Origin of the sequence: Collinsella sp. AF04-24 (genome assembly GCF_003465685.1) — a bacterium.
GTDB classification, from domain to species: domain Bacteria; phylum Actinomycetota; class Coriobacteriia; order Coriobacteriales; family Coriobacteriaceae; genus Collinsella; species Collinsella aerofaciens_AP.
In genome coordinates, this window is record NZ_QSBK01000001.1 from 143497 (window position 1) to 166458 (window position 22962).

Annotated in this window: 19 protein-coding genes, 1 tRNA gene and 1 riboswitch; of the genes, 18 read left to right on the forward strand and 2 right to left on the reverse strand. The window is 60.5% G+C overall.

The window, feature by feature from the left end; genetic code table 11:
• Positions 1-108: 108 nt before the first annotated feature.
• The 5 genes from DWV32_RS00635 to DWV32_RS00655 all read left to right on the forward strand — a co-directional run bounded on the left by DWV32_RS00635 (position 109) and on the right by DWV32_RS00655 (position 4280).
• On the forward strand, positions 109-654 hold the full coding sequence (locus DWV32_RS00635) for a hypothetical protein (protein WP_147346198.1): 546 nt from the start codon (positions 109-111) through the stop codon (positions 652-654).
• Positions 647-1024: a DUF2273 domain-containing protein gene (locus DWV32_RS10345; protein WP_233503061.1), complete on the forward strand. Its 378-nt coding sequence runs from the start codon at positions 647-649 to the stop codon at positions 1022-1024. The genes DWV32_RS00635 and DWV32_RS10345 overlap by 8 nt, the downstream gene beginning before the upstream one ends.
• A 44-nt stretch (positions 1025-1068) precedes the next feature.
• On the forward strand, positions 1069-1584 hold the full coding sequence (locus tag DWV32_RS00645; RefSeq protein ID WP_055251999.1) for an Asp23/Gls24 family envelope stress response protein: 516 nt from the start codon (positions 1069-1071) through the stop codon (positions 1582-1584).
• A gap of 206 nt (positions 1585-1790) precedes the next feature.
• Positions 1791-2813: a YitT family protein gene (locus tag DWV32_RS00650; RefSeq protein WP_117584120.1), complete on the forward strand. Its 1023-nt coding sequence runs from the start codon at positions 1791-1793 to the stop codon at positions 2811-2813.
• 150 nt (positions 2814-2963) lie between these two features.
• Complete coding sequence (locus DWV32_RS00655; RefSeq protein ID WP_158551633.1) at positions 2964-4280, forward strand: zinc-ribbon domain-containing protein; 1317 nt, start codon at positions 2964-2966, stop codon at positions 4278-4280.
• 140 nt (positions 4281-4420) lie between these two features.
• Here the strand turns inward: DWV32_RS00655 and DWV32_RS00660 are convergent, their stop codons facing one another.
• Positions 4421-5884 carry a M20 family metallopeptidase gene (locus DWV32_RS00660; RefSeq protein WP_117756883.1) on the reverse strand — a complete coding sequence of 488 codons (1464 nt, stop codon included), beginning with the start codon at positions 5882-5884 and terminating at the stop codon, positions 4421-4423.
• A 162-nt stretch (positions 5885-6046) separates the two neighbouring features.
• On the opposite strand from DWV32_RS00660, the gene DWV32_RS00665 reads away from it, so the two are divergent.
• From DWV32_RS00665 to DWV32_RS00720, 12 genes are all read left to right on the forward strand, one after another.
• On the forward strand, positions 6047-7690 hold the full coding sequence (locus DWV32_RS00665) for an amidohydrolase (protein ID WP_233540369.1): 1644 nt from the start codon (positions 6047-6049) through the stop codon (positions 7688-7690).
• Between the two features lie 423 nt (positions 7691-8113).
• A complete protein-coding gene (groES, locus tag DWV32_RS00670; protein ID WP_022094351.1) occupies positions 8114-8407 on the forward strand; it encodes a co-chaperone GroES in 294 nt (97 codons plus the stop codon).
• A gap of 96 nt (positions 8408-8503) precedes the next feature.
• Entirely contained in the window at positions 8504-10141 is a 1638-nt protein-coding gene (gene groL / locus DWV32_RS00675) for a chaperonin GroEL (RefSeq protein ID WP_006234938.1), read from the forward strand.
• A gap of 396 nt (positions 10142-10537) precedes the next feature.
• A riboswitch (FMN riboswitch) is annotated at positions 10538-10730 on the forward strand.
• A 5-nt stretch (positions 10731-10735) separates the two neighbouring features.
• On the forward strand, positions 10736-11326 hold the full coding sequence (locus DWV32_RS00680) for an ECF transporter S component (RefSeq protein WP_117563816.1): 591 nt from the start codon (positions 10736-10738) through the stop codon (positions 11324-11326).
• Positions 11323-13227 carry an energy-coupling factor transporter ATPase gene (locus DWV32_RS00685; protein ID WP_117756884.1) on the forward strand — a complete coding sequence of 635 codons (1905 nt, stop codon included), beginning with the start codon at positions 11323-11325 and terminating at the stop codon, positions 13225-13227. Before DWV32_RS00680 ends, DWV32_RS00685 begins: the two co-directional genes overlap by 4 nt.
• Positions 13227-14027 carry an energy-coupling factor transporter transmembrane protein EcfT gene (locus tag DWV32_RS00690; protein ID WP_055252301.1) on the forward strand — a complete coding sequence of 267 codons (801 nt, stop codon included), beginning with the start codon at positions 13227-13229 and terminating at the stop codon, positions 14025-14027. The genes DWV32_RS00685 and DWV32_RS00690 overlap by 1 nt, the downstream gene beginning before the upstream one ends.
• A 30-nt stretch (positions 14028-14057) precedes the next feature.
• Entirely contained in the window at positions 14058-14504 is a 447-nt protein-coding gene (locus tag DWV32_RS00695) for a pyridoxamine 5'-phosphate oxidase family protein (RefSeq protein ID WP_117563813.1), read from the forward strand.
• Between the two features lie 51 nt (positions 14505-14555).
• On the forward strand, positions 14556-14966 hold the full coding sequence (locus tag DWV32_RS00700) for a pyridoxamine 5'-phosphate oxidase family protein (protein WP_117756885.1): 411 nt from the start codon (positions 14556-14558) through the stop codon (positions 14964-14966).
• A 257-nt stretch (positions 14967-15223) separates the two neighbouring features.
• A complete protein-coding gene (gene argC / locus DWV32_RS00705) occupies positions 15224-16294 on the forward strand; it encodes an N-acetyl-gamma-glutamyl-phosphate reductase (RefSeq protein ID WP_117756886.1) in 1071 nt (356 codons plus the stop codon).
• A gap of 134 nt (positions 16295-16428) precedes the next feature.
• Entirely contained in the window at positions 16429-17697 is a 1269-nt protein-coding gene (gene argJ, locus DWV32_RS00710) for a bifunctional glutamate N-acetyltransferase/amino-acid acetyltransferase ArgJ (protein WP_187361796.1), read from the forward strand.
• Positions 17698-17778: 81 nt separating this feature from the next.
• Positions 17779-18759 (forward strand): acetylglutamate kinase, encoded by a 981-nt coding sequence (gene argB, locus DWV32_RS00715; RefSeq protein ID WP_117756888.1) that lies wholly within the window; start codon positions 17779-17781, stop codon positions 18757-18759.
• 69 nt (positions 18760-18828) lie between these two features.
• Entirely contained in the window at positions 18829-20112 is a 1284-nt protein-coding gene (locus tag DWV32_RS00720; RefSeq protein ID WP_117756889.1) for an aspartate aminotransferase family protein, read from the forward strand.
• Positions 20113-20723: 611 nt separating this feature from the next.
• Here DWV32_RS00720 and DWV32_RS00725 read toward each other — a convergent pair.
• Positions 20724-20799 (reverse strand) — tRNA-Val (locus DWV32_RS00725).
• 187 nt (positions 20800-20986) lie between these two features.
• On the opposite strand from DWV32_RS00725, the gene asnB reads away from it, so the two are divergent.
• The gene (gene asnB / locus DWV32_RS00730) at positions 20987-22867 is read left to right on the forward strand and encodes an asparagine synthase (glutamine-hydrolyzing) (RefSeq protein WP_117756890.1); all 1881 of its coding nucleotides are present in this window, start codon (positions 20987-20989) and stop codon (positions 22865-22867) included.
• The last annotated feature ends 95 nt before the right edge of the window (positions 22868-22962 follow it).

Consider the following 22962-nt stretch of genomic DNA (forward strand, 5'->3'; position numbering starts at 1 on the left):
GTGGAATAGATGAGCCGGATCCGCGTGCGTAGAGCACCGGACCCGGCTCTTTTATAATGATGCGAACCGTTTTGCATTTCGAGAGCCGAGATTTGAAGGGAGCGCCGCGTGCGCGTACTCAAACGAGCCCTAGCGATCGTGTATCTTGCCGCCACCATCGTGGCACTGGGTACGCTTGTCTGCCAGTTTTGGGGGCCGTATACGTATCGCTTTATGCTGCTGATGCGCGACCCCATGCCGCGCATCGTCGTGACGGCGTGCGCCGGCGTCGTGGCGATCGGCGTACTGCTGAGCTTTTTCCGCCTGATGTTCGCCCGTCGCGAACCGTCCTGCGTGCATCCGGCGGGGGAGAGCAATATCGAGGTTACCCTTGCGGCGCTTTCTTCGTGCGCCAGGGTTGCTGCCGAGCGCGACGACCGCGTGATGGTCGAGCATGTCGAGGCTCGCGTCCAAGGCCCCGACGATTCGCACGTCCGTTTTAAGGTCGAGGCTATCGCGCTTGACGATAAGGACGTGGCATCTCTGGCTACCGCGATGCAGCAGCGCATCGAAGAAGCCTGCGATACCATGCTCGGCGCGCCGGGTACGACCGCGCGCGTCCGTTTTTTGCCGTCCAAGACTACCGTCCAGACCGTGGAGGTTTCCGGTGAGTGATACCAATCAAGATAAGACCGCTCGTACGCCGCGCCTGACGATTGACCAGAGCGCCACGTCGGCGAGCGAACCTGTTGATTCCAAAGCAGAGGCAACCGAGTTACAAGACGCGGCAGCCGCGGATTTTGACGAGGCTATGGGTCTCATCAAGGGTACGGGCGCTGCCGTCTGGAGCTATGCTGTGCGTCATCCCAACACCACGCTCGGCGCCGTCGCCGGCTTTATCCTCGCCGTGTTGGTGCTCACGTTGGGCCTGTGGGACACGCTCGTCATTGCATTCTTCGTGCTGATCGGCGCTGTGATCGGCCAAATTCGCGACGGCGAGAACGGGATCGTCAACTTCTTCGGCCGTCTGTTTAGCGGCCGCTAATATGTATTCGACTGTCGCATCCGCGGCGGGCATAAGGAGGAACCATGGCTTTTAATACGAAGGTCGATGTAGCCGATACCGAGCTCGAGGAGAACGAGGCGGTCGTCGCCGAAGCTGAGGATGTGACGCTCGAGGATGAGGCTCTCGTCGAGGCCGAGTCCGATACGGATGAGGACGACGAGGAAGCGGATGAGTCCGAGGACTCGCTGACCTATTCCAACGGCGTGATCGAGAAGATCGTTGCCATGGCCACCCGCGAGGTTCCGCACGTTCTGGGCATGAAGGGTAACCTCATGCACTTTGTGCAGGAGCAGTTTGGTGCCGAGAATCTGACCAAGGGCGTGACGGTCGAGGTCACCGACGATAATCGCGTGGTCGTCAACATCTCCGTCATCATCGAGTACGGCGCCTATGCGCCCGCGATCTTCGACGATGTTAAGGCACGTGTCACCGAGCGCCTTGCCGCGATGACTGGCCTTGAGGTGGCGGGCGTCAACCTGCGCATCGAGGATGTCATCACCCCCGAGGAGTACGAGCACCGCACCAGCCAGCACGAATAACCTTCCAAAAAGGGACAGGTTTGTTTTGGCAGGTTTTATCTGCGAAAACATTAAACGGCCGACCGCGCAAGCAAAAGCGTGGCCGGCCGTTTTTGTACGCTCCCGATATAGTCATACCGCTCGTCTAACTAAGGGTTGCAATCCCCACGTTCCGCGTTACTCTAATGGGCGCATTGTTTCCAAATTGTTAACGAGGGGTTGCCGTAATGGCCGACGAGCACGAAACAGAAAGCAAGGCATGGGCAATTGAGGCCGCTGCGGCAGAGGCGGCGTCGCGTGCTGCCGAGGAGGTGCATCGTCCTCCCGTAGTGCCGATGGAACGCGTGGTCGATCGCGATGTTATCGAGCGGGGCGAGCGCGCTGGTCGCAAGCGCAGCCAGGAGCCGGGCTTTCCGCGCTTTTTTGCCGAGCTCAATTTGGGCCTGATCCTCACGGCCTTTGCCATCGTCGCGTTTAAAACCCCTAATCACTTTGCTTTTGGCGGCACCTCGGGCGTGTCGGTCATTCTGTCCACGCTGTTCCCGACCCTGCCCGTCGGCGTCTTTATGTGGATTATCAATGCGGTCCTGGTCGTTCTGGGCTTTATCTTTTTGGAGCGCAAGGCAATCCTGTGGAGTGTCTTTGCCTCGTTTGCGCTGTCCGCCTATGTTTCGCTGTTTGAGCTCTTTATTCCGACCGATGTCTCGATGACGGGCGATATGTGGCTCGACCTGTGCTTTGCCGTGATTCTGCCGGCGCTCGGCAGCGCCATCGTCTTTGATATTGGTGCCTCGACGGGCGGCACGGACATCCTCGCCATGATTCTCAAACGCCGCACCACGCTTGAGATCGGCCGCGCGCTGCTGTTGGTCGATATCGGCATCGTGACCATCGCGGCCTTCTTGTACGGTCCGCGCGTCGGTCTGTACTGCGTGCTCGGCCTGTTTGCCAAGACGCTTGTGGTCGACAAGGCCATCGAGAGCATTCACCTGCGCAAAGTCTGCACGGTCATTTGTTCCGAGCCCCTTAAGGTCGAGGAGTTTATCGTCAAGCATCTCAACCGTACGGCGACTATCAGCCGCGGCTACGGTGCTTTCTCGGGCAAGTGCGTGACGGTGATCATGAGCGTGCTAAGCCGTCGCGAGGCCGTGCAGCTGCGCCGCTATGCGCGCGAAGTCGATCCGGGTGCCTTTATCACGATTGTCGACAGCTCCGAGATCGTCGGCAAGGGTTTCCGCGGAACGAACTAACGCGGTCGAGCTCATCAAACAATCGAATAGCGCCCTGCGCATTGCAAATGCGTCATGTTGGAGTATTTGTCCCCACATTGGGTGATAATGATGCTAAAGACATCGTTTGCGATCCAGATGATTCGCTCAAGATACGAAGGGATGATCTCGATGTTCTGTTCGCAGTGTGGTGCCCCCATGGGCGACAACGATAAGTTCTGTGGTGCGTGTGGTGCCCCCAATGCCGGTGCCGCAGCCTCTGCCCCTCAGGGTCAGCCCCAGCAGTTTGTTCCGCAACCGCCCGTGGCGAATGCGTCCAAGGGCTGTGTGGCTCAGGCGTTTGAGGATATGACCAAGACTCCGGGCGTGCTGCAGCGCGTGTGCCAGATTGCCTTTTTACCGGCGCTGATTTGTGTTGTGTCGGTACTCGTGCTGTTTATTCCCGTTATTGGCGGCATTGCAGCTGCCATCGGCTTTTTGGCAGCTTGCATTGCGAGCGTGTGTGGTTCCGGCTTTGGTATTGAGTGGGGTCGCGATCTGTCGCTCAAGGTTGATGGCGGTATGGATCGTCCACTCATGCGTTCCACGTCGTTTGGCCTCGGAGTCTTTTCGAGCGTTATCTCGGTCGTGCTCGAGGTTATCGCTGCCATTCCCGTTATCGGTGTAGTGCTTTCGCTGGTGGAGAGCGTGGTAATTGGCGCCGCGGGCTCGTATTCGTATTACGGCTCCTATGCACTCGAGGCAGCGCTGTTTGGCTCGCTTGGCCTGCTTGTCCTGGCTATGATTGCCACGGCGGTCTTGGGGGTCTTCTTTAAGATGTTCGCCGACATTGCCGTGATGCACTTTGCGGTGACCGGTCGTGTCGAGAGCGCGTTTTCGCTCGACAAGGTCTGGGCGGCGTTTAAGCACAACAAGACCAAGCTGTTCTGCGCTTCGTTCCTTCCCGAGTTTTTGACGGGTCTGGTCGCCAACGTTGTCACATGGATCCTGACGCTCGTCTTCGGCGCCATTGCCTCTGTCGGTATGTATAACTACTACTACCGTCCTTCGGCTATTGAGGCGCTTGTTACCGGCGGTGGCATCACGCTCGTATTGTTCTTGGTGCTGACGGCGTTTGTCACGGTATTCCTTACGGTCTTTGGCAAGATGCTCAAGCATCGTGCCGTTGGCTATTGGGTAGCGCGTTATGCAGCTGAATGGGCTGATGAGGATAAGGATGACGTCCTGACCTTTGTGCTGCCGTTTGAGAAGAAGTCTGCTCCGGCTGGTTTTAGCACCGACGCAGCGCCCGTATCCGATTCCGCTGCGGCGCCTGCGCCCGAGCCCGAGCCCGAGCCCGCGCCCGAGCCCGTGCCTGAGCCTGAACCTGAGCCCGTGCCTGAGCCCGAGCCCGCGCCCATGCCGGAACCGGAGCCCGAGCCTGCGCCTGAGCCCGTGCCTGAGCCCGAGCCTGCGCCAAGCTCCGACGAGGACCCGCAGGACGAGTAACCCTGCCACCTGCCATTTGGGGACGGGGTAGAAACGGTAGAAATAGCGCTTGACAAATAAGCGGGGACGGACGTGCCGAAGCGTCCGCCCCCGCTTTGATATCGCGATGCGGCTATGACTGCGAGATGGTCGTGGATCGACTACTCGTCGTGCTTCTCCTCGCGGCGAGCGGCGGCACGTGCATCGTGGATGCCCTTGATTGCGGCGTGTCGGGCGGTGCGGGCATCGTGCATGGCGTCGCGGGCCTCGGCGGCCGTGGCCTTGGCAGAGCGCAGTTTGGCTGCCAGGTCGGGATTGGTCTCGGCGACCGCGGCAATCGTGGGGCCGTCGAGCTCTTCTTGTGTGGGCTCGGCCAAAAAGTCGATGGCATATTGGGCGGCCACCATGGAGCCCTTGGCCAGTACCGACTCGTCAATCTTGTAGAAGCAAGAATGTTGGGCGTACGTGGCGCCAATCTGGGGGTTGCGCGTGCCAACAAAGGCGAGCACGCCCGGTACGCGGCGCAGGTACTCCGAAAAATCCTCACCCGAGAGTGTGCCGCGATAATGGCCTTGGCCGGTGGGGCCCAGGCATTTGATTACTGCCTGGCGGCAGCGCTCGCTCGAGGCGGCATCGTTTTCGACCTTGTAATTGGCGATGGTGTAGTCGGTGAGCTCTGCCTCGGCGCCCAAGGCGGCCGCGGTATGCTCCACGATGCGACGCATAAGCTCCGGCATTTCCTCGTGGGTCGAATCTCCGTAGGTGCGCACCGTGCCGGCGAGGTAGGCCGTGCCGGCGATAACGTTGCGCGCGGTTCCGCCGTGCAGCTCGCCGACGGTAATGACGGCCGGCTCGTAGGGACTGATCTCGCGCGAAACGATGGTCTGCAGGGCATTGACGATCTCGGCGGCCACCATGACGGCGTCGTGGCCGCGCTGGGGCATGGCGCCGTGGCACGAGGTGCCGCGGACGTCGATGCGGAACCAGTCGGTATTGGCCATGCGCGGTCCGGGCTCGCAGCTCACAGTGCCGGCGTCGACCTCACTCCAGATGTGCGCGGCGTAGGCGCCATCGACGCCGTCGAGCACACCCGTGCCGATCATGAGCTTGGCGCCCTGGCCGTTTTCCTCGCTGGGCTGGAAGACGATGCGGATTTCGCCGTGGATGTCGTCGGTCATATGGCGCAGGATTTGCAGCGTGCCGAGCATCATGGCGATATGGCAGTCGTGGCCGCAGGCGTGCATGCAGCCCTCGTTGACGCTGGCGAACTCTTCGCCGGTCTGCTCGGTGACGGGCAGGGCGTCGATGTCGGCGCGCAGCAGGATGCGGCGGCGTGGCGTGCCGTCCTCGCGATAGGCGTCGGGCGCGGTGCCGCGAAGGGTTGCCACAAGGCCCGTCTTAAGGGGACGCTCGTAGGGGATATTCATGGCGTCGAGCTGGTTGGCGATGTCAGAAGTCGTGCGCTCCTCGGCAAGGCTCAGCTCCGGGTGCTTATGGAAGTGGCGGCGCTGCTTGATGATATAGGGTTCAAACTCGGTAGCGATATCTTTGATGGCTGCGGTGACGTCGTCAGCCGCACGAGCCTCGGTCGCCGCCATAATCTGCTGTGCCTTGGTCTTCGTCATGGTCGATTTGCTCCTTGCTGGGTTGATCGCAAAATCGTACAGGCTCTCTCCAGTATGCCACCTGCCGCTAGGGCTGGTAAAGTTGCCGTTTGCCGCTTGGGGTTTTGTTGCAAGGGCGGGGGAGTACACTCGGGGGTGTTGAATTTCCTGCCAGAGATGGGGATGCCCATGCAACATATCGATCGGATTATCCGCTCCAAGAACGTCTTTACCGCGCAAGACGGCATCGATACTGCCCGCGAGCTGGCGATTGCCATCGCAGGCGACCGTATCGTCGCAGTCGGCAAGCCCGATGACGTGATCGCCGCCGCTCCCGCCGCCACGCCGGTTATCGACTACGGCGAGCAGTTTGTCTGCCCCGGTTTCCATGACGCTCATCTGCACTTCTTCCATACCTCGGTCGGTTCCTCGCCGTACATGCTCATGGATATGGGCACGTCCGAGGCGGCGCTGGTGCAGCACGCGCTCGAGTTTTCCCAGGACCTGCCCGATGACGCTTGGGTTGTGACGCAGGGCTGGCGCGACTACCGTTGGGACCCGCCCGCGCATCCTACCAAGGCGTCGCTCGATGCGGCATTCCCCGATCGCCCCTGCGTTATGTATTCGGGCGACGGGCACACGCTGTGGCTCAACAGCCGCGCACTCGAAGCCCTCGGCGTGACACGCGACAGCGAGCCTCCGGCGGGTGGTAGCTACGACAAGGATGCAAACGGCGAGCTCACGGGTATCGCTCACGAGGCGGCCGCTATGCAGCTGCTTCCGCGCTGCCTTGAGTGGCTGGGGGAGGATCGCATTGCAAGCGCTTACGCCGATCAAATGAGGCGTATGGCCGAGCAGGGCATCACCTCGATCTGCGACATGTCGCTCATGCCCATGCCGGGCTGCGATTTTATCCGCGACGATGTCTACGACAAACTGCAGGCAGCCGGCAAGTTGGGCATCCGAGCCCATCTGTTCCCCACGCTGCTGGATGACCAGTTGCGCTTGGAAGAGCTGCAGACCCGCTACGCGAACAACGCGCTGCTCTCGGCGCCAGGCTTTAAGCAGTTCTTCGACGGCGTGTCGAGCGAACACACGGCATATCTCACCGAGCCCTATACCAATCCGCGCTTCCCGGGCGACCAGGGCCGTCTGACAGTTCCTGCCGAGCGCATGCGTAAGCTGGTTCTGGCGGCTGCGGAGCGCGGCCACACTGTGCGTATCCACGTTATCGGCGACGGTGCGATTCATGCCGCGCTGGATATCTTCGAGGAGGCCGCCGACCTGTACGGCCTGCCCCAGCACGGCCATAACACACTCGAGCATCTGGAGAACCTCCTGCCCGAGGACATCGACCGCCTGCGCAAGCTCAACGTGATTGCCTCGAGTCAGCCCTGTCACATTACGCTCGACCCGGGCGGCCCCGAGCGCGATTTGGGCATGGAGCGCAGCCGCATCATGTGGCCGTTTGCAACCTATAAGCAGCGCGGCATTCGCCAAGCCTTCGGTACTGACAGCCCTATCACGCCCGTTACCAGCATGAACGTGCTCTACACGGCTATCACGCGCCAAGACCCCAAAAGCCACTGGCCCGAGGGCGGCTGGCTGCCGAGCGAGCGCATCGATGCAGCAACAGCCCTGCGCAACTACACCCTGGGCAGCGCCTATGCAGCGGGCGACGAGCAAAACCTCGGCAGCCTAGAACCCGGCAAATACGCCGACCTGGTAGTCCTGGACCAAAACCTGCTCACCATCGACCCCCAAGAACTCCAAGCCACCAAAGTCCAAGCCACCTACCTAGCCGGCAACCTGATCTACGAGCGCTAGCCCCATACCCCACCCATAAGGGGCGCGTTTCTGCAACGTGCCCCTTTCTTGTTCGCACCATCTGCATCGCCATTTTGCTGCACTGACTTTTCTGAATGCCGGGCCCGAATTAGTTAACCTGGCTCCCTGGGCGGACCGGAGGGCATGAAGTTTGTCGCGAGTTCCGCACGCAAAGGAAAGCACTTAATGTGCTTTCCGTCTTGCGCAGGACTGTAGAGCAGCAAACTACATGCCCTCCGGTCCGCCCCGGGAGCCACCGTTAGGTTATCCCCCGGCATTCAGAAAATCTAAGTGCCAAAAAATAAGATTTTTTGACTCCGTGTTGTATAACCCGCCATTCGTGGGTACCATTCAACGCGTACGCAAACAAAAAGGGTTAATTCGCGTGGTATAACCGCGCGGCCCAAAAAGGAGGAGACAAGCATGTCGTCTTTGAAGCCGCTTGCAGATCGTGTTCTGGTCAAGCCCGACGAGGCCGAGCAGAAGACCGCTTCTGGTCTGTATATCGCCAGCAACGCTCAGGAGAAGCCGCAGCGCGGCACCATCGTTGCCGTTGGCGCCGGCAAGGTCAACGACAAGGGTGAGCGCATCCCCATGGACGTCAAGGTCGGTGACGTTGTCATCTACGGTAAGTTCGGTGGCAACGAGGTCAAGGTCGACGGTGAGAAGTATCTGCTGATGCGCGCCGACGACATCTATGCCGTCGTCGAGGCCTAGTCTCGTCAGAATCTCTGATTCGTCTTTGAACGCGCCCGCCGCATAGGACTCGGAAGCGGCGACGCGAGTCACATTTCTTTTGGAGGATTACCTACCATGGCAAAGAACATTACGTTCAACACCGATGCCCGCGCTAAGCTCGCCAAGGGTGTCAACACTCTGGCCGACGCCGTTACCGTCACCATGGGCCCCAAGGGCCGTTACGTTGCGCTGCAGCGCACGTTCGGCGCCCCGACCATCACCAACGACGGCGTTTCCGTCGCTAAGGAGATCGAGCTCGAGGACAACATCGAGAACATGGGCGCTCAGCTGGTGAAGGAGGTCGCCACCAAGACCAACGACACCGTGGGCGACGGCACCACCACCGCAACCCTGCTCGCTCAGGCCATCGTCAACGACGGTCTGCGCAACGTCGCCGCTGGCGCCAACCCGCTGGCCATCCGTCGCGGCATCGACAAGGCTGTAAACGCCGCCGTCGCCGAGATGAAGAAGCAGGCCAAGCCGGTCGAGACCAAGGAGCAGATCGCTTCCGTCGGTACCATCTCTGCCGGTGACCCCGAGGTCGGCGAGAAGATCGCCGAGGCCATGGAGGTCGTGGGCAAGGACGGCGTCATCACCGTCGAGGATTCCCAGACGTTCGACATCACCATCGACACCGTCGAGGGCATGCAGTTCGACAAGGGCTATGTCTCCGCTTACTTCGTCACGGACAACGACCGCATGGAGGCCGTGATGAAGGATCCGTACATCCTCATCACCGACCAGAAGATCTCCAGCGTTCAGGACATTATGCCCGTTCTCGAGGCTGTCCAGCGCGCTGGCCGCGGCCTGCTCATCATCGCTGAGGACATCGACGGCGAAGCTCTGCCGACCCTGGTCCTCAACAAGATCCGTGGCGCCCTCAACGTCTGCGCCGTCAAGGCTCCGGGCTACGGCGATCGCCGCAAGCGCATCCTCGAGGACATCGCCGTCCTCACCGGTGGCCAGGCTGCCCTGGACGAGCTGGGCGTGAAGGTTGCTGACATCACTGCCGATATGCTCGGTACCGCTAAGTCCGTCACCATCTCCAAGGACAACACCGTCGTCGTCGGTGGCGCTGGCTCCAAGGAGGCCATCGACGCTCGTATCGCTCAGATCAAGGGTGAGATGGAGAACACCACCTCTGACTTCGACCGTGAGAAGCTCCAGGAGCGCCTGGCCAAGCTCTCCGGTGGCGTTGCCGTCATCAAGGTCGGCGCTGCTACCGAGTCCGAGCTCAAGGAGATCAAGCACCGCGTCGAGGACGCCCTGCAGGCAACTCGCGCTGCTGTCGAGGAGGGCATTGTCGCCGGCGGTGGCGTCGCCTTCATGGACGCTGCTCCTGCGCTCGATGCTGTCGAGATCGACGACCCCGAGGAGAAGATTGGCGTCGATATCGTCAAGAAGGCTCTGACCGCTCCGGTCGCCACCATCGCCAAGAACGCTGGCTTTGAGGGCGCTGTCGTGGTCGACAAGGTTGCCGAGCTGCCCGCCGGCCAGGGTCTCAACTCTGCCAACGGCGAGTGGGGCGACATGATCGAGATGGGCGTCCTCGACCCCGTCAAGGTCAGCCGCGTCACCCTGCAGAACGCTGCTTCTGTCGCCAGCCTGATCCTCATCACCGAGGCTACCGTCTCCGATGTGCCCAAGAACACTCAGCTTGAGGACGCTATCGCTGCTGCCACCGCTGGTCAGCAGGGCGGCGGTATGTACTAAGGCCGACAAGGTCTAGAACTCCCACCGGGAATCCGGGGGCGTGACGGGGGCTTCCCTCCGGAACGTCCTCGGACATGCAAAGAGGCTCCGCATCGCGCTTCGCGCTGCGGAGCCTCTTTGCGTCCTGCGGAATGTTCCGGAGGGAAGCCCCCGTCACGCCCCCGGATTCCCTGCGTTTACGGCCTTGAGGTCGGCGGGCGGAGGAGGACGTGGTTGTGGGGGATGCGTGTCCCGGTCGCTGTTTCGCGGCTCTGCCGCGAAAGGCGCGCTACTTTGGGGCGGATGGAGGACGTGGTTGTTGCGCTAACTTGTCCCTACCGCATTTCTGGAGCGTTTCCCCACCACAAATTACCCTTGGCATACTTGCGCGAACGATTGCTCGTGCTACACTTGCAATTGCTGTTTCAGGGCGGGGTGAAATTCCCCACTGGCGGTAAATCGGGCGGTGCCAAAGGGGTGCCGTGGCGTAGGCGAGGTGCCTGCGTTCGTGCCGATGAGTCCGCGACCCGTGTGTGCGTTGGTTCGCATACCGGCTGAACTGGTGAGATCCCAGTACCAACGGTTAGAGTCCGGATGAAAGAGGCAGGTGATCTTATGTCTGAACAGTCGCAGCATATCCATTTTGAGAACACGAATAGGTGGAGCACCAAACAGCTCGTTACCATGGCGCTGATGTGTGCCTTGGGCGCCCTGTTTATGTACGTGCAGCTGCCTATCCTTCCTTCGGCGCCGTTTTTGACGTATGACCCGTCGCTGGTGCCGGCGATGGTGTGCGGTTTTGCGTATGGTCCTGGCGCCGGTACTGCTGTTGCCGCTATGGCGATTGTTATCCATGCGCTTACCACGGGCGATTGGGTCGGCGCACTTATGAACCTGGTTGCTACGCTGGGCTACATTCTGCCCGCGGCTATCGTGTACCAGAAGATGCATACCTATAAGGGTGCCGTGATTGGCCTAGTGTTCGGTGTCATTGCCGCTACGGCGTTGTCTATGGTCGCAAACCTTACCATTGGCGTATGGTTCTGGTATGGCTCGGTCGATGTGATCGCCCCGCTTATGATTCCTGCCGTGCTGCCGTTCAACCTTATCAAGACCGTGCTTAACTCGGTGTTGACGCTAGCGGTGTATAAAGCAGTCTCCAACCTCATCACGCCTAAAAAGGACCAGGTCAAAGGCCGCGCATGATTGAGTGTCGGGGCGTTTCCTTTAGCTATGACGGTGCCGTGTCGGCACTCGACGGTGTCGATCTGAACATCGAGGACGGGGAGTTTTTCTGCATCCTCGGTGGCAATGGATCGGGCAAGTCGACGTTTGCCAAGCATCTGAATGCGCTGCTGCAGCCCGATGCGGGCACGGTACGTATCAACGGTATGGATGCGTCCGATCCCGAGCTGGTCTACGACATTCGTTCGACCGCAGGCATGGTGTTCCAGAATCCCGACGACCAGCTGGTGGCAACGCTTGTCGAAGATGACGTTGCGTTCGGTCCCGAAAACCTTGGCGTGCCATCGGCGCAAATTGCGCAGCGCGTACGCGAGGCGCTGAAGGGCGTGGGCCTGGTGGGCTTTGAGCGCCACGAGACCCATGCGCTTTCGGGCGGTCAAAAGCAGCGTGTGGCGCTTGCCGGTGTGCTCGCCATGGAACCGCGCGTGCTCATTTTGGACGAGGCGTCCTCGATGCTCGATCCGCGCGGGCGCAAGGGCCTTATGAAGGCCTGTCACGTGCTGCACGAACGCGGCATGACCATCGTGATGATTACGCACTTTATGGAAGAGGCCTCCGAGGCCGATCGTGTCGCGGTATTTCGGGCGGGGCGCGTTGCCGTGTTGGGCACGCCCGAGGAAATCTTGACGCGGGCGGACGAACTCGCGCAGCTCAACCTGGATATGCCGGCGTCGTGCTGTCTGGGCAGGGCACTATCTGCGAGGGGCGTGCCCGTTTGTGCACAGGTGCGCGAGGCGGATATGGTCGCCGAGATTGCGCAGGCTTATGTTGAGCGAAATGTGGCGGGCGCCACGGAGCGGCCTTCCGTGCCCGATGCTCGCGTGCCCGACAATGCCTCCTCCGAGACCGACGAGACAAATGTTTCGGAGCCCGTTATCGAGATTTCCCACCTCTCGTATAGTTACTCGCTGAGCGCTCGCGAGCGTCGCCGCTGGCACAAGCGCTCGGCCACTGCGGACGCATCGAGCAAACAGGCTCTTTGGGGCAACGATCCAAACAGCCCCTGGGCGCTACGCGATGTTTCGCTGACGGTGCATCGCGGGGAGTTTCTGGGGCTGGCAGGTCATACCGGCTCGGGTAAGTCGACGCTGGTCCAGCATCTCAACGGTTTGATTCGCCCCCAGGAGGGATCCGTTCGCGCGCTGGGGCTCGATCTGTCAAACAAGAAAGACGCCGCCGCGGTTAAGGCCAAGGTCGGCGTGGTGTTTCAATATCCTGAGCGTCAGCTGTTTGCCGAAACCGTGGCGCGGGACGTGGCGTTTGGTCCGCACAACCTTGGCTTGCCGCAAGATGAAGTCGACCGTCGCGTCGAGTCGTCGCTCTCGCGCGTGGGCCTCGACCTTTCCACGGTCGGCGACAAGAGTCCCTTCGAGCTTTCGGGCGGTCAGCAGCGTCGCGTGGCCTTTGCCGGCGTGCTTGCCATGGAGCCCGAGGTCCTAGTACTCGATGAGCCCATGGCGGGGCTCGATCCGGCGGCGCGCAGGGATTTCCTTGAGCTTATCGATCGACTTCACCGCGATGGCCTGACCGTTGTCATGGTTTCGCATAGTATGGATGACCTGGCCAACTGCTGCGACCGCATCGTCGTGATGAACGAAGGTGCGGTGTTTGCCGAGGGAACCCCCGCGCAGGTGTTTGCACATGCCGATGAGCTCAAGTCGATCGGCTTGGGCGTACCTGCTGCTCAGCGCATGGCGTTGGCGCTCGCGGAGGCGGGCGTGCCGCTGCGTTGCGGCGGGCTCTATACGGTTGAGTCGCTGGCCGACGAGCTGGCAGATTTGCTGATCGGTCGCTCAGACGGTCCTTCTAACGTCGCGGACATTGCTAAATCCAAGACGGTCGCGCGAGAGGAGGGCTGCTAATGGAGGCGTTTTCGTTTGGCAGCTACTATCCCGGCGATAGTGCGATCCACCGCCTGGACCCGCGAACTAAGTTGCTCTTGGGCTTTGTGTTTCTGATCACGACGCTCACGGTCAGCAGCTTCCGCGGACTGGCCCCGGTCGCAATCTTCGTTGTCCTGATCTATACCGTGTCCCGGGTGCCGTTGCGCCGGGTCCTATCATCGATGGCACCATTGCTGGCGATTGTCGTGGTGGTCGCAGTGCTCAACCTGTTTTCCGACCAGAGCGGGCGCATTCTGTGGCAGCTTGGCTTTTTGCAGATAAGCGAGGGCTCGCTGCATTCCGCCGCCTTTATGGCGTGCCGCCTGAGCTTGATGATGGCCGGCATGAGCGCCATTACGCTCACCACGCCTACGCTCGACCTCACCGCGGGCTTTGAGCGTCTGCTCGCACCGTTTGCGCGCGTGGGGCTCCCTGCGCATGAGCTCGGCATGATCATGGGCATCGCGTTGCGCTTTATGCCGCAGTTTGCCACCGAGATGAAGCAGACGGCGGACGCGCAGGCAAGCCGCGGTGCACGCGTAACGGGTGGCCCGCTCGGCGGCGTGCGTATGCTCGGCAGTGTGGCGATTCCACTGTTCACGGGCGTGTTCCGTCATGCCGAGACGTTGTCTGCCGCCATGGATGCACGCTGCTATCACGGCGAGCAGGGCCGCACGCGTCTGCATGCACTTGCATTTCGCCGCGGGGATGCGCTGGCTGCGGTTGTGACGATGCTGCTGTTTGCGTGTGTCATCGTCGTCAACCTTCAACTTGTTTAGGCGCGATTCGAGCGCAAGAAAGGGGTCCCTATGACCGACAACGACCGCACGGCTCAGCTTGAGCGCGCCTGTTCGTATCTCAGGCGCATTCCGGCGTGGTATCTGGCCACGACCGATGTGACCGACGGGCATCAGCCTCGCGTGAGGCCGTTTTCGTTTGCCATGGTCGATGACGGTAAGCTGTGGTTTTGCACGTCGCGCGACAAGGATGTGTGGGCGGAGCTGAGTGCGAATCCCAAGTTTGAGCTCTCGGGCTGGAAGCCGGGGGAATGTTGGATCGTGTTGACCGGCGAGGCCGCACTTGAGGACGACGCGGTTGCGAGCGACAAGGTGCGTCAAGCGGGTTTTAAGCACATGGTGGGCATCGGCGAGGAACACGAGAGTGCCAACGACGGCCGCCTTGCTTTCTTTTCGGTCCGCAACATTGCCGCGCGCTTCTGTGATATCGACGGCAGCGAGGAGCGCCTGGAGCTCTAGCGCGTCTCAAATTAACTACCCGTTCCGAATTAGCTAGCGCCAGGAGGACACATGGACGGATTGAATACGGTGTTGGAGTATCTGACGTCGGTGCCGGCATGGTATTTGGCGACGAGCGTTGACGGACAGCCTCATGTGCGTCCGTTTTCGTTTGCGCAGATCCAGAATGGCAAGCTGTGGTTTGTAACAGCGCGCACCAAAGATGTGTGGCAAGAGCTGCTGCAAAACCAGCGCTTTGAGGCCACGAGTTGGTGGCCGGGCCATGGCTGGCTCATCTTGCGCGGGCGTGCCGGCTTGGATGACCGGGCTTTAGGCGAAATGCGCGAAGCCGGGTGGAAGCATCTAGAGCACCTGGGCGAGCACTATGAGGGGCCTAACGACCCCACGCTCGTCTTCTTTAGCGTCGAGGATCCCGAGGCTTTTATCTGCAATCACGACGAATGGGTGCCGGTCGAGCTCTAGCCAGCTGGCTCATCCTAACAACTTGGTTTTCGCATGGGCGGGCCCCGTATTGCCCGGCGCCGTTAGGAGCGCCGGTCAATACGGGGCCCGCTCCATTTGTCAATTCCTTCAAGCGAATGTGTCGGGAATGTTTCAATGCATGAATATGCAAGCCATTTACGTATTCATGCATCTTTTGGTGCTAAAGTTTCAACTCACTTCATAACGACTGCTGCGAAATGCGCATCGGTGCATAAATCGCAGACAAGGAGTCTGATATGTCTTTGAAGGTTGGAATCGTCGGCGCGGCTGGATATGCCGGAGCCGAGCTCATTCGCCTCGTCCTCGGTCATCCCGAGTTTGAACTTGCTGCCATTACGTCCAACGCCGATGCCGGCCAGCCGTTGTCTGCGGTGTACCCGAGCTTCACCGGCGTAAGCGATCTTGTCTTTACGACGCATGATGCCCCTGAGCTCAAGAACTGCGACGCGGTCTTTTTGGCCGTGCCGCGCACGGCTGCCATGGCACAGGTGCCCGCGCTGCTTGCATCGGGCGTCTCCTGCTTTGATCTTTCGGCCGACTACCGTCTGAACGACGCGTCCGTTTTTGAGGCTTGGTATGCCGCCGAGCATACGAGCCCCGAGCTGCTCAAGACCCGTGCCTTCGGTCTGCCCGAGCTGTTCTGCCAGGACTTGGAGACCGCCGCATCCGACCATGCCGACGGCAAGCCCGTGCTGGTCGCCTGCGCCGGTTGCTATCCCACCGCAACGAGCCTTGCCGCCGCGCCCGCCGTGCGCGCGGGCTGGGTGGCCGAGAACGGCCCCGTGATTGTCGATGCCATTAGCGGCGTGACGGGCGCCGGTAAGTCCTGCAACGCCCGCACCCATTTTTGCAGCGCCGACGAGAACTTGGAGGCCTACGGCGTGGGCAAGCATCGCCACACGCCCGAGATTGGGCAAATCCTTGGCCTGACCGATCGCGTCGTCTTTACCCCGCACCTGGCACCGCTCAAGCGCGGTCTGCTCTCCACGGTGACGCTGCCGCTCGCGCCGCAGGCTCTCGACACGCTGGCTCTTGAGGATGTCGTCGACCATTACAAGCAGTTCTACGCCGGTCGCACCTTTGTGCGCGTGCTCGATGCCGGCCAGCAGCCCAAGACGGCTTCGGTCGTCGGCACCAACGCTGCCCAGATTGGCCTCGCGCTCAACAAGCGCGCGGGCGTGCTGGTGGCGACGGGCGCCATCGACAATCTGTGCAAGGGCGCTGCGGGCCAAGCGGTCCAGTGCACCAATATCGTCTTTGGCTTTGACGAGCGACGAGGCTTGCCCACAGTGGCGTGCCCGGTGTAGCACATTCGATTGTTAACGATTTGGTAGTCGGGCATCGAGTGGGGCGCCACTCTTAAGCTGGTTTCATGATCACGACTGGCATGGCGCACCAACCGATGTCCGTTTTTTGTTTGACATAAGGAGTCATAAAGACGATGAATACCGAGCTGTTTGATATCAAGATTCGCGCCGTCGAGGGTGGCGTTACGGCTGCGGCTGGTTTTAAGGCTGCAGGCATCCACGCTGGGTTCCGCAAGAACCCCGAGCGTCTGGATTACGCGCTCGTCGTGCCCGATAAACCCTGTCCCGGTGCTGGCGTGTTTACCACCAATCGCTTTTGCGCGGCGCCCGTGCAGGTGAGCCGTGCCAACCTGGGCGGTACCGACAAGGGGTACGGTATCATCGCCGGCATTTCGGTCAACTCTGGCAATGCCAACGCCGCCACGGGTGAGACCGGCCTTGCATGCGCGCGCGAGACGTGCAGCATCGCATCGCAGGTCATCGGCTGCGAGCCTCAGCAGATTCTGGTTGCCTCCACGGGTGTAATTGGCCAGATTCTGCCGATCGACACGTTTGAGACCGCCATTCCTGCTGCCTACGAGGCGCTCTCCGCCCACGGTGGCGCCGATGCCGCTCGCGCCATCATGACGACCGACACGCACTCCAAGGAGTACGCCGTGTCCTACGTCAGTGAGGCTGCGGGTCATGCGGGCAATGTCTATACGGTAGGCGGAATGTGCAAGGGCTCGGGTATGATCATGCCCAACATGGCCACCATGATCGCAGTTATCACCACCGATGCTCCCGTCGAGCCTGCGGCACTTCATGCCCTGCTGCTCTCGACCGTCAAGCAGACCTTTAACAAGGTAACGGTCGATTCCGACACCTCGACCAACGACACCTGCATCATGCTTGCCTCCGGTGCCGCTGCCGCAGATGCCGAGCCTATCGTCGAGGGCTCCGATGCTTTTGACGAGTTGGCATTTGCCGTGCACGAGGTGTGCGAGAGCCTGGCGCGCAATATTGCCGCCGATGGTGAGGGCGCATCCAAGCTTGTTACAGTCAACGTTACCGGCGCCGTGAACGACGAGGAGGCCGATATCGCCGCCCGTGCCGTTGCCAACTCGCCGCTCGTTAAGACCTGCATCGCCGGCCACGACTGCAACTGGGGCCGCGTTGCTATGGCGCTTGGCAAGTGCGGCGTGAAGTTTAATCAGGAAGACGTTTCCATCGACATGATGGGCATGCCTGTCTGTCGCGACGGTCTGACTGTTCCCTTTGACGAGGACGAGGCTCTACGACGTTTCGAGGCGCCCGAGATCGTGATCTCGGCCGACCTGGGCGCAGGCGACGCGGCAACGACCGTGTGGACCTGCGACCTCACGCATGAGTACATCTCCATCAACGGCGACTACCGTTCCTAGATTCCGGGCACGCTGCGCATCTTGCCGCGATTGCGGACAGCGGAGCACGGCGCGATAACGATATGAAAGACGAGGCAGATTATGAAATTCGCACGCGATTGTCGTTCGAGCGAATCCAACGAAGCAACCGCGCAGCTGCTGTTCGAAGCGCTGCCGTGGATTAAGAACCTGACCGGCAAGACGGGTGTTATCAAATATGGCGGAGCCGCCATGGTTGATGAGCAGCTGCGCCGCGACGTGATGAGCGACATCGTTTTGCTCAAGATCATCGGTATGCGCCCCGTCATCGTGCACGGCGGCGGCAAGGCTATTAACGAGGCGCTGAGCCATTACGATATTCCCGTCGAGTTTAAGAACGGCCAGCGCGTGACCACGCCGGCGACGATGGATATCGTGCGCGAGGTGCTGGGCGGCAAGGTTAACCAGGAGCTGGTTGCTGCCATCAACCACCACGGCAACCTGGCCGTGGGCGTGTCGGGCAGCGATGCCGGCACGCTCATCGCCGAGCCGCTCGACCCCGAGCTCGGTCGCGTGGGCAAAGTGACGCACGTCAACACCGACTATATCGAGCGCTTACTCGATAGCGAGTACATCCCCGTCATCGCTACCGTCGCGGCGGGGGAGGACGGTGGTTTCTTCAACATCAACGCCGATACCGCCGCCGGTGCCGTTGCGGCAGCGCTCCACGCGCACAAGGCGATCTTTTTGACCGACGTCGACGGCCTGTACAAGGACTTTAGCGATAAAGACTCACTCATCTCCAACCTAACACTCGACGAGGTTAACGAAATGCTCTACGGCGGCGAGGTCGATAAGGGCATGATTCCCAAGCTGCACGCGGCCGTCGATGCGCTTGCCGGCGGCGTATTTCGCGCTCACATCATCAACGGCACCACGCCGCATTCGCTGCTGCTGGAGCTGCTGACCGATGCCGGCGTCGGCACCGTGATCCATTCCACCGAGACGGCTTACGAGTTCGATACGCATCCGCATCCGCTTTCGACGTTTGCTGCGCGTCTGACCGAGAACCTCGACGAGGTCGAGAAGCTTCAGACGGTCTAACTGACCCTCAGCCGCCCCATTTCTGCACCCATAGGCCTGCGCCGTCCGGCGCTCAACGAAAGGCATCCCATGTCACTTGCAGCTCAGCAATCGCTTGAATCCCATTACGTTATGCATACCTTTGGCCGCTCTCCGGTCGAGTTTGTCGAGGGTCACGGCATGAAGCTCACCGGCGACGATGGTCGTGAGTACCTCGACTTTCTTGCCGGCATCGGCGTGTGCAGCCTAGGTCATGGCGACCCGGCTGTGCTCTCGGCGCTCGAGGCACAGACCAAAAAGCTCATGCATGTCTCCAATTACTTCTACATCGAGCAGCGTGGACAGGTCGCGGCGCTGCTGTCCAAGCTTGCTAACGACGACGTAGATGGTGCGCGCGTGCTTGCCGATGCCATTGTCGCCGGCGATGAGACCACGGCAGCTGCTCTTGGTGCCCCGGCTGCGGATGAGCAGGTTTGGGAGACCTTCTTTGCCAACTCCGGCGCCGAGGCCAACGAGGGCTCGATGAAGCTCGCGCGCCTGTACGCCAAGCGTGCCGGTAACGGCGGCAACACCATCGTGTGCATGCGCGGCGGCTTCCACGGCCGTACGCTCGAGACCATTGCCGCCACTATGCAGGATTGGCTGCAGGATAGTTTCCGCCCGCTGCCGGGTGGCTTTGTGGCCTGCACGCCCAACGATATCAATGAACTGCGTGCGATCTTTAAGCAGCTGGGGAGCGAAATATGTGCCGTGATGCTCGAGCCGATCCAGGGTGAGAGTGGCGTGCACCCCATGACCGAGGAGTTTATGGCGGCAGCGCGCGACCTGGCACACGAAGTGGGCGCCGTGCTTATAGCCGACGAGGTCCAGTGCGGCATCTTCCGCTCCGGCAAGCCGTTTGCATTCCAAACCTATGGCGTGGAACCCGACATCATGAGCCTTGCCAAGGGCATTGCTGATGGCGTGCCCATGGGTGCCGTCGTAGCAAAGAAGGAGATTGCCGACGTGTTTAAGCCGGGCGACCACGGTTCGACTTTTGGCGGTAGCTGCTTGGCCATCGCGGCGTGCGCCGCGACGCTCTCCGCGCTCGTGCACGGCGATTATGCCGACCATGTTGCCAAGGTAGGAGCCTATATGGAGGCAAAGCTCGCCAAGCTGCCGCACGTGACCGAGGTGCGTGGCCGCGGCTTGATGCTCGGCTGTGATCTGGATGATGCCGCGGGCGACGCGCATGATATTGTTGCCCGCGCGCTGGCCGCCGGTGCCGTGACTAACGCTACGGGTGCTCATACGCTGCGTTTCCTGCCGCCGCTCGTGTGCGAAGAGGCCGACGTGGACAGCCTAATCGAGATCCTGGCGGGTGTCTTGGGCTAACGCGGCGCAATAACTCAATTTGGACCGGGTTCCGGACTGCGGATGTGCCATATGCGGCACGATTCGGCGGTCTGGAGCCCGTTTTGCCTTAGATTTGCTAAGGCGGGGAGACCTGCTGGTCAAAAAACATCAAATATGAGTACTGTTACCGATTTGGTAACAGCAATTTTGGACTAATAAGGCCAGATAGCTAGTCGAAATGGCGATGAATGTACGATTTTGATCCAATTGCTAGTCCTTATAATGGACATATGTTGCGTAACTTAAGCAAATATTATCTTCTGATATGTTGTAAGCAAGGTAGCAGTACTCATTTTTGCCATTTTCTGGCCACGGCCTTTGTGACAGACGTGCTGGTGGGTTCGAATCCCTCAGTAATGGGCCCTAAAAAGAAAGGCCTCCATAGCTGGAGGCCTATCAAATCAGTGGTGGGCGATGAGGGATGTCCGCGTGCGGCTGACGCCGTCCGCTCTCGCTTCGGGCCTACGGCCCTCGCGTGCTGCGCTGGAAAACGCTTCGCGTTTCCTCAGCTTCGCACCCTGTCGGGTTCGAATCCCATGCGCTGGGCCCAAACAAAAACGGTCCCCTTGCGAGGACCGTTTCCAATTCAATGGTGGGCGATGAGGGATTCGAACCCCCAGCCTTGTGCGTGTAAAGCACCTGCGCTAACCGTTGCGCCAATCGCCCGTGCGGAGAGAGTATAGCAAAACAATCGCCTCATTCATCTCATATCCATTAAAGGTAACCGTCGCGTGTCACAGCGGAGCTGATTCAGTTGAGATTGCCTGAACATTCCGCCCCTCTTTACGCCCTCGGGTATACTCAAAAGCTACTGATTCGGTTTGATGCCCAGCAACAGCAGAGGGGATAGTATATGTGCGGTTTTGTCGGTTTTGTCGGTGGGACGGATAACCAATCCGAGGTGCTCACCAAGATGATGGACCGCATCGTCCATCGCGGTCCCGACATGGGCGGTCAGTTTATCGACGGCCGCGTTGCCCTCGGCTTCCGCCGCTTGTCGATCCTCGACCTGACCGAGGCCGGCGCTCAGCCCATGGCCAATGAGGACGGCAGCGTCGTTATCGTCTTCAACGGCGAGATCTACAACTTCCAGGAGCTTCGCTCCGAGCTCGAGGCCAAGGGCTACCAGTTCCACTGCGGCGCCGACACCGAGAGCCTCCTGCACGGCTACGAGGAGTGGGGCGAGGCGGTACTCGATCGCTTGCGCGGTATGTACGCCTTCGTCATCTGGGACAAGAAGAAGAACAAACTTTTTGGCGCCCGCGATATCTTTGGCATCAAGCCGCTCTACTACTATCCCATGGCCGATGCGGGCGACGGCGCTCCGGGCGTGCTTTTTGGTTCCGAGATCAAGAGCTTCCTGGACTACCCGCACTTCCACAAGGCGGTCAACAAAAAGGCTCTGCGTCCGTACATGACGCTGCAGTATTCGGCAACAGAGGAGACCTTCTTCGAGGGTGTCTACAAGCTGCCGCCGGCGCATTACTTTACCGTAGACATCCCGACCGGCAAGATGAACATCGAGCGCTACTGGGATTGCGATTACTCTGCCGTCGAGAAGCCGTTCGAGGAGTACGTCGACGAGCTGGACGAGGTCGTGCACGAGAGCGTCGAGGCCCATCGCATCGCCGACGTCAAGGTCGCGTCGTTCCTCTCCGGCGGCGTCGACTCCAGCTACATCGCCGCTTGCCTCATGCCCGACAAGACCTTCTCGGTGGGCTTCGATTACAAGAATTTCAACGAGACTAACTACGCCAAGGAGCTTTCCGATAAGCTCGGCGTCGAAAACGTTCGCAAGATGATTACCGCCGACGAGTTCTTCGGTGCGCTCGAGGACATCCAGTATCACATGGACGAGCCGCAGTCCAACCTGTCTTCCGTGCCGTTGTGGTTCTTGGCCGAGATGGCGCGCAAGGACGTCACCGTCGTGCTTTCGGGCGAAGGCGCCGACGAGCTCTTTGGCGGCTACGCCTACTACGAGGACACGGTTCCGGTGCGCAAGTACAAAAAGATGGCGCCGCTGCCCATCCGTCGCGCGCTCGGTAACCTGGCGTTGCATATGCCGTACTTCAAGGGACATAACTTCCTGGTCAAGGGTGCCGAGATCCCCGAGAAGTCGTTCCTGGGACAGGCTCTGGTATGGCCGGAGCGCGAGGTCGACGGCGTGCTCAAGCCCGAGTACAACACCGGCGATGGCGCCTTCGAGCTTGCCGCCCCCATCTATGCGCGCGTGAAGGGTCAGCCCGAGTTGGTCAAGAAGCAGTACCTGGATATGAACATGTGGCTCCCGGGCGACATTCTGCTCAAGGCCGACAAGATGTGCATGGCGCACTCGCTGGAGCTGCGCGTGCCCTTCCTGGACCGCAAAGTCATGGAGTTCGCCGAGCACATTCCCGATCGCTACCGCATCAACGAGAACGGCAACAAACAGGTACTCCGCCACGCTGCCAACAAGTCGCTGCCCGATGAGTGGGCCACCCGTCCCAAGGTGGGCTTCCCGGTGCCGATTGTCTACTGGCTGCGCGAGCAAAAGTGGTACGACTATGTCAAGGAGTACTTCACCGCGCCGTGGGCAAGCGAGTTCTTCGATACCGACGAGCTCATGCACCTGCTCGATCTGCACTTTGCGGGCAAGGGCGATTTCCAGCGCAAGATCTATACGCCGCTCGTGTTCCTGGTGTGGTACAAGCGCTTCTTTATCGACGAGGACCAGCCCGCTGTTCAGGCTGCCTAGCCTCGGCTTACGAACGCCTGCGCGTAACGGCTCCTCCGGGAGCCGTTTTTGCGTGGTGCGTTTCAGTTACTATAAAAACCGTCCCTGCCAAATGG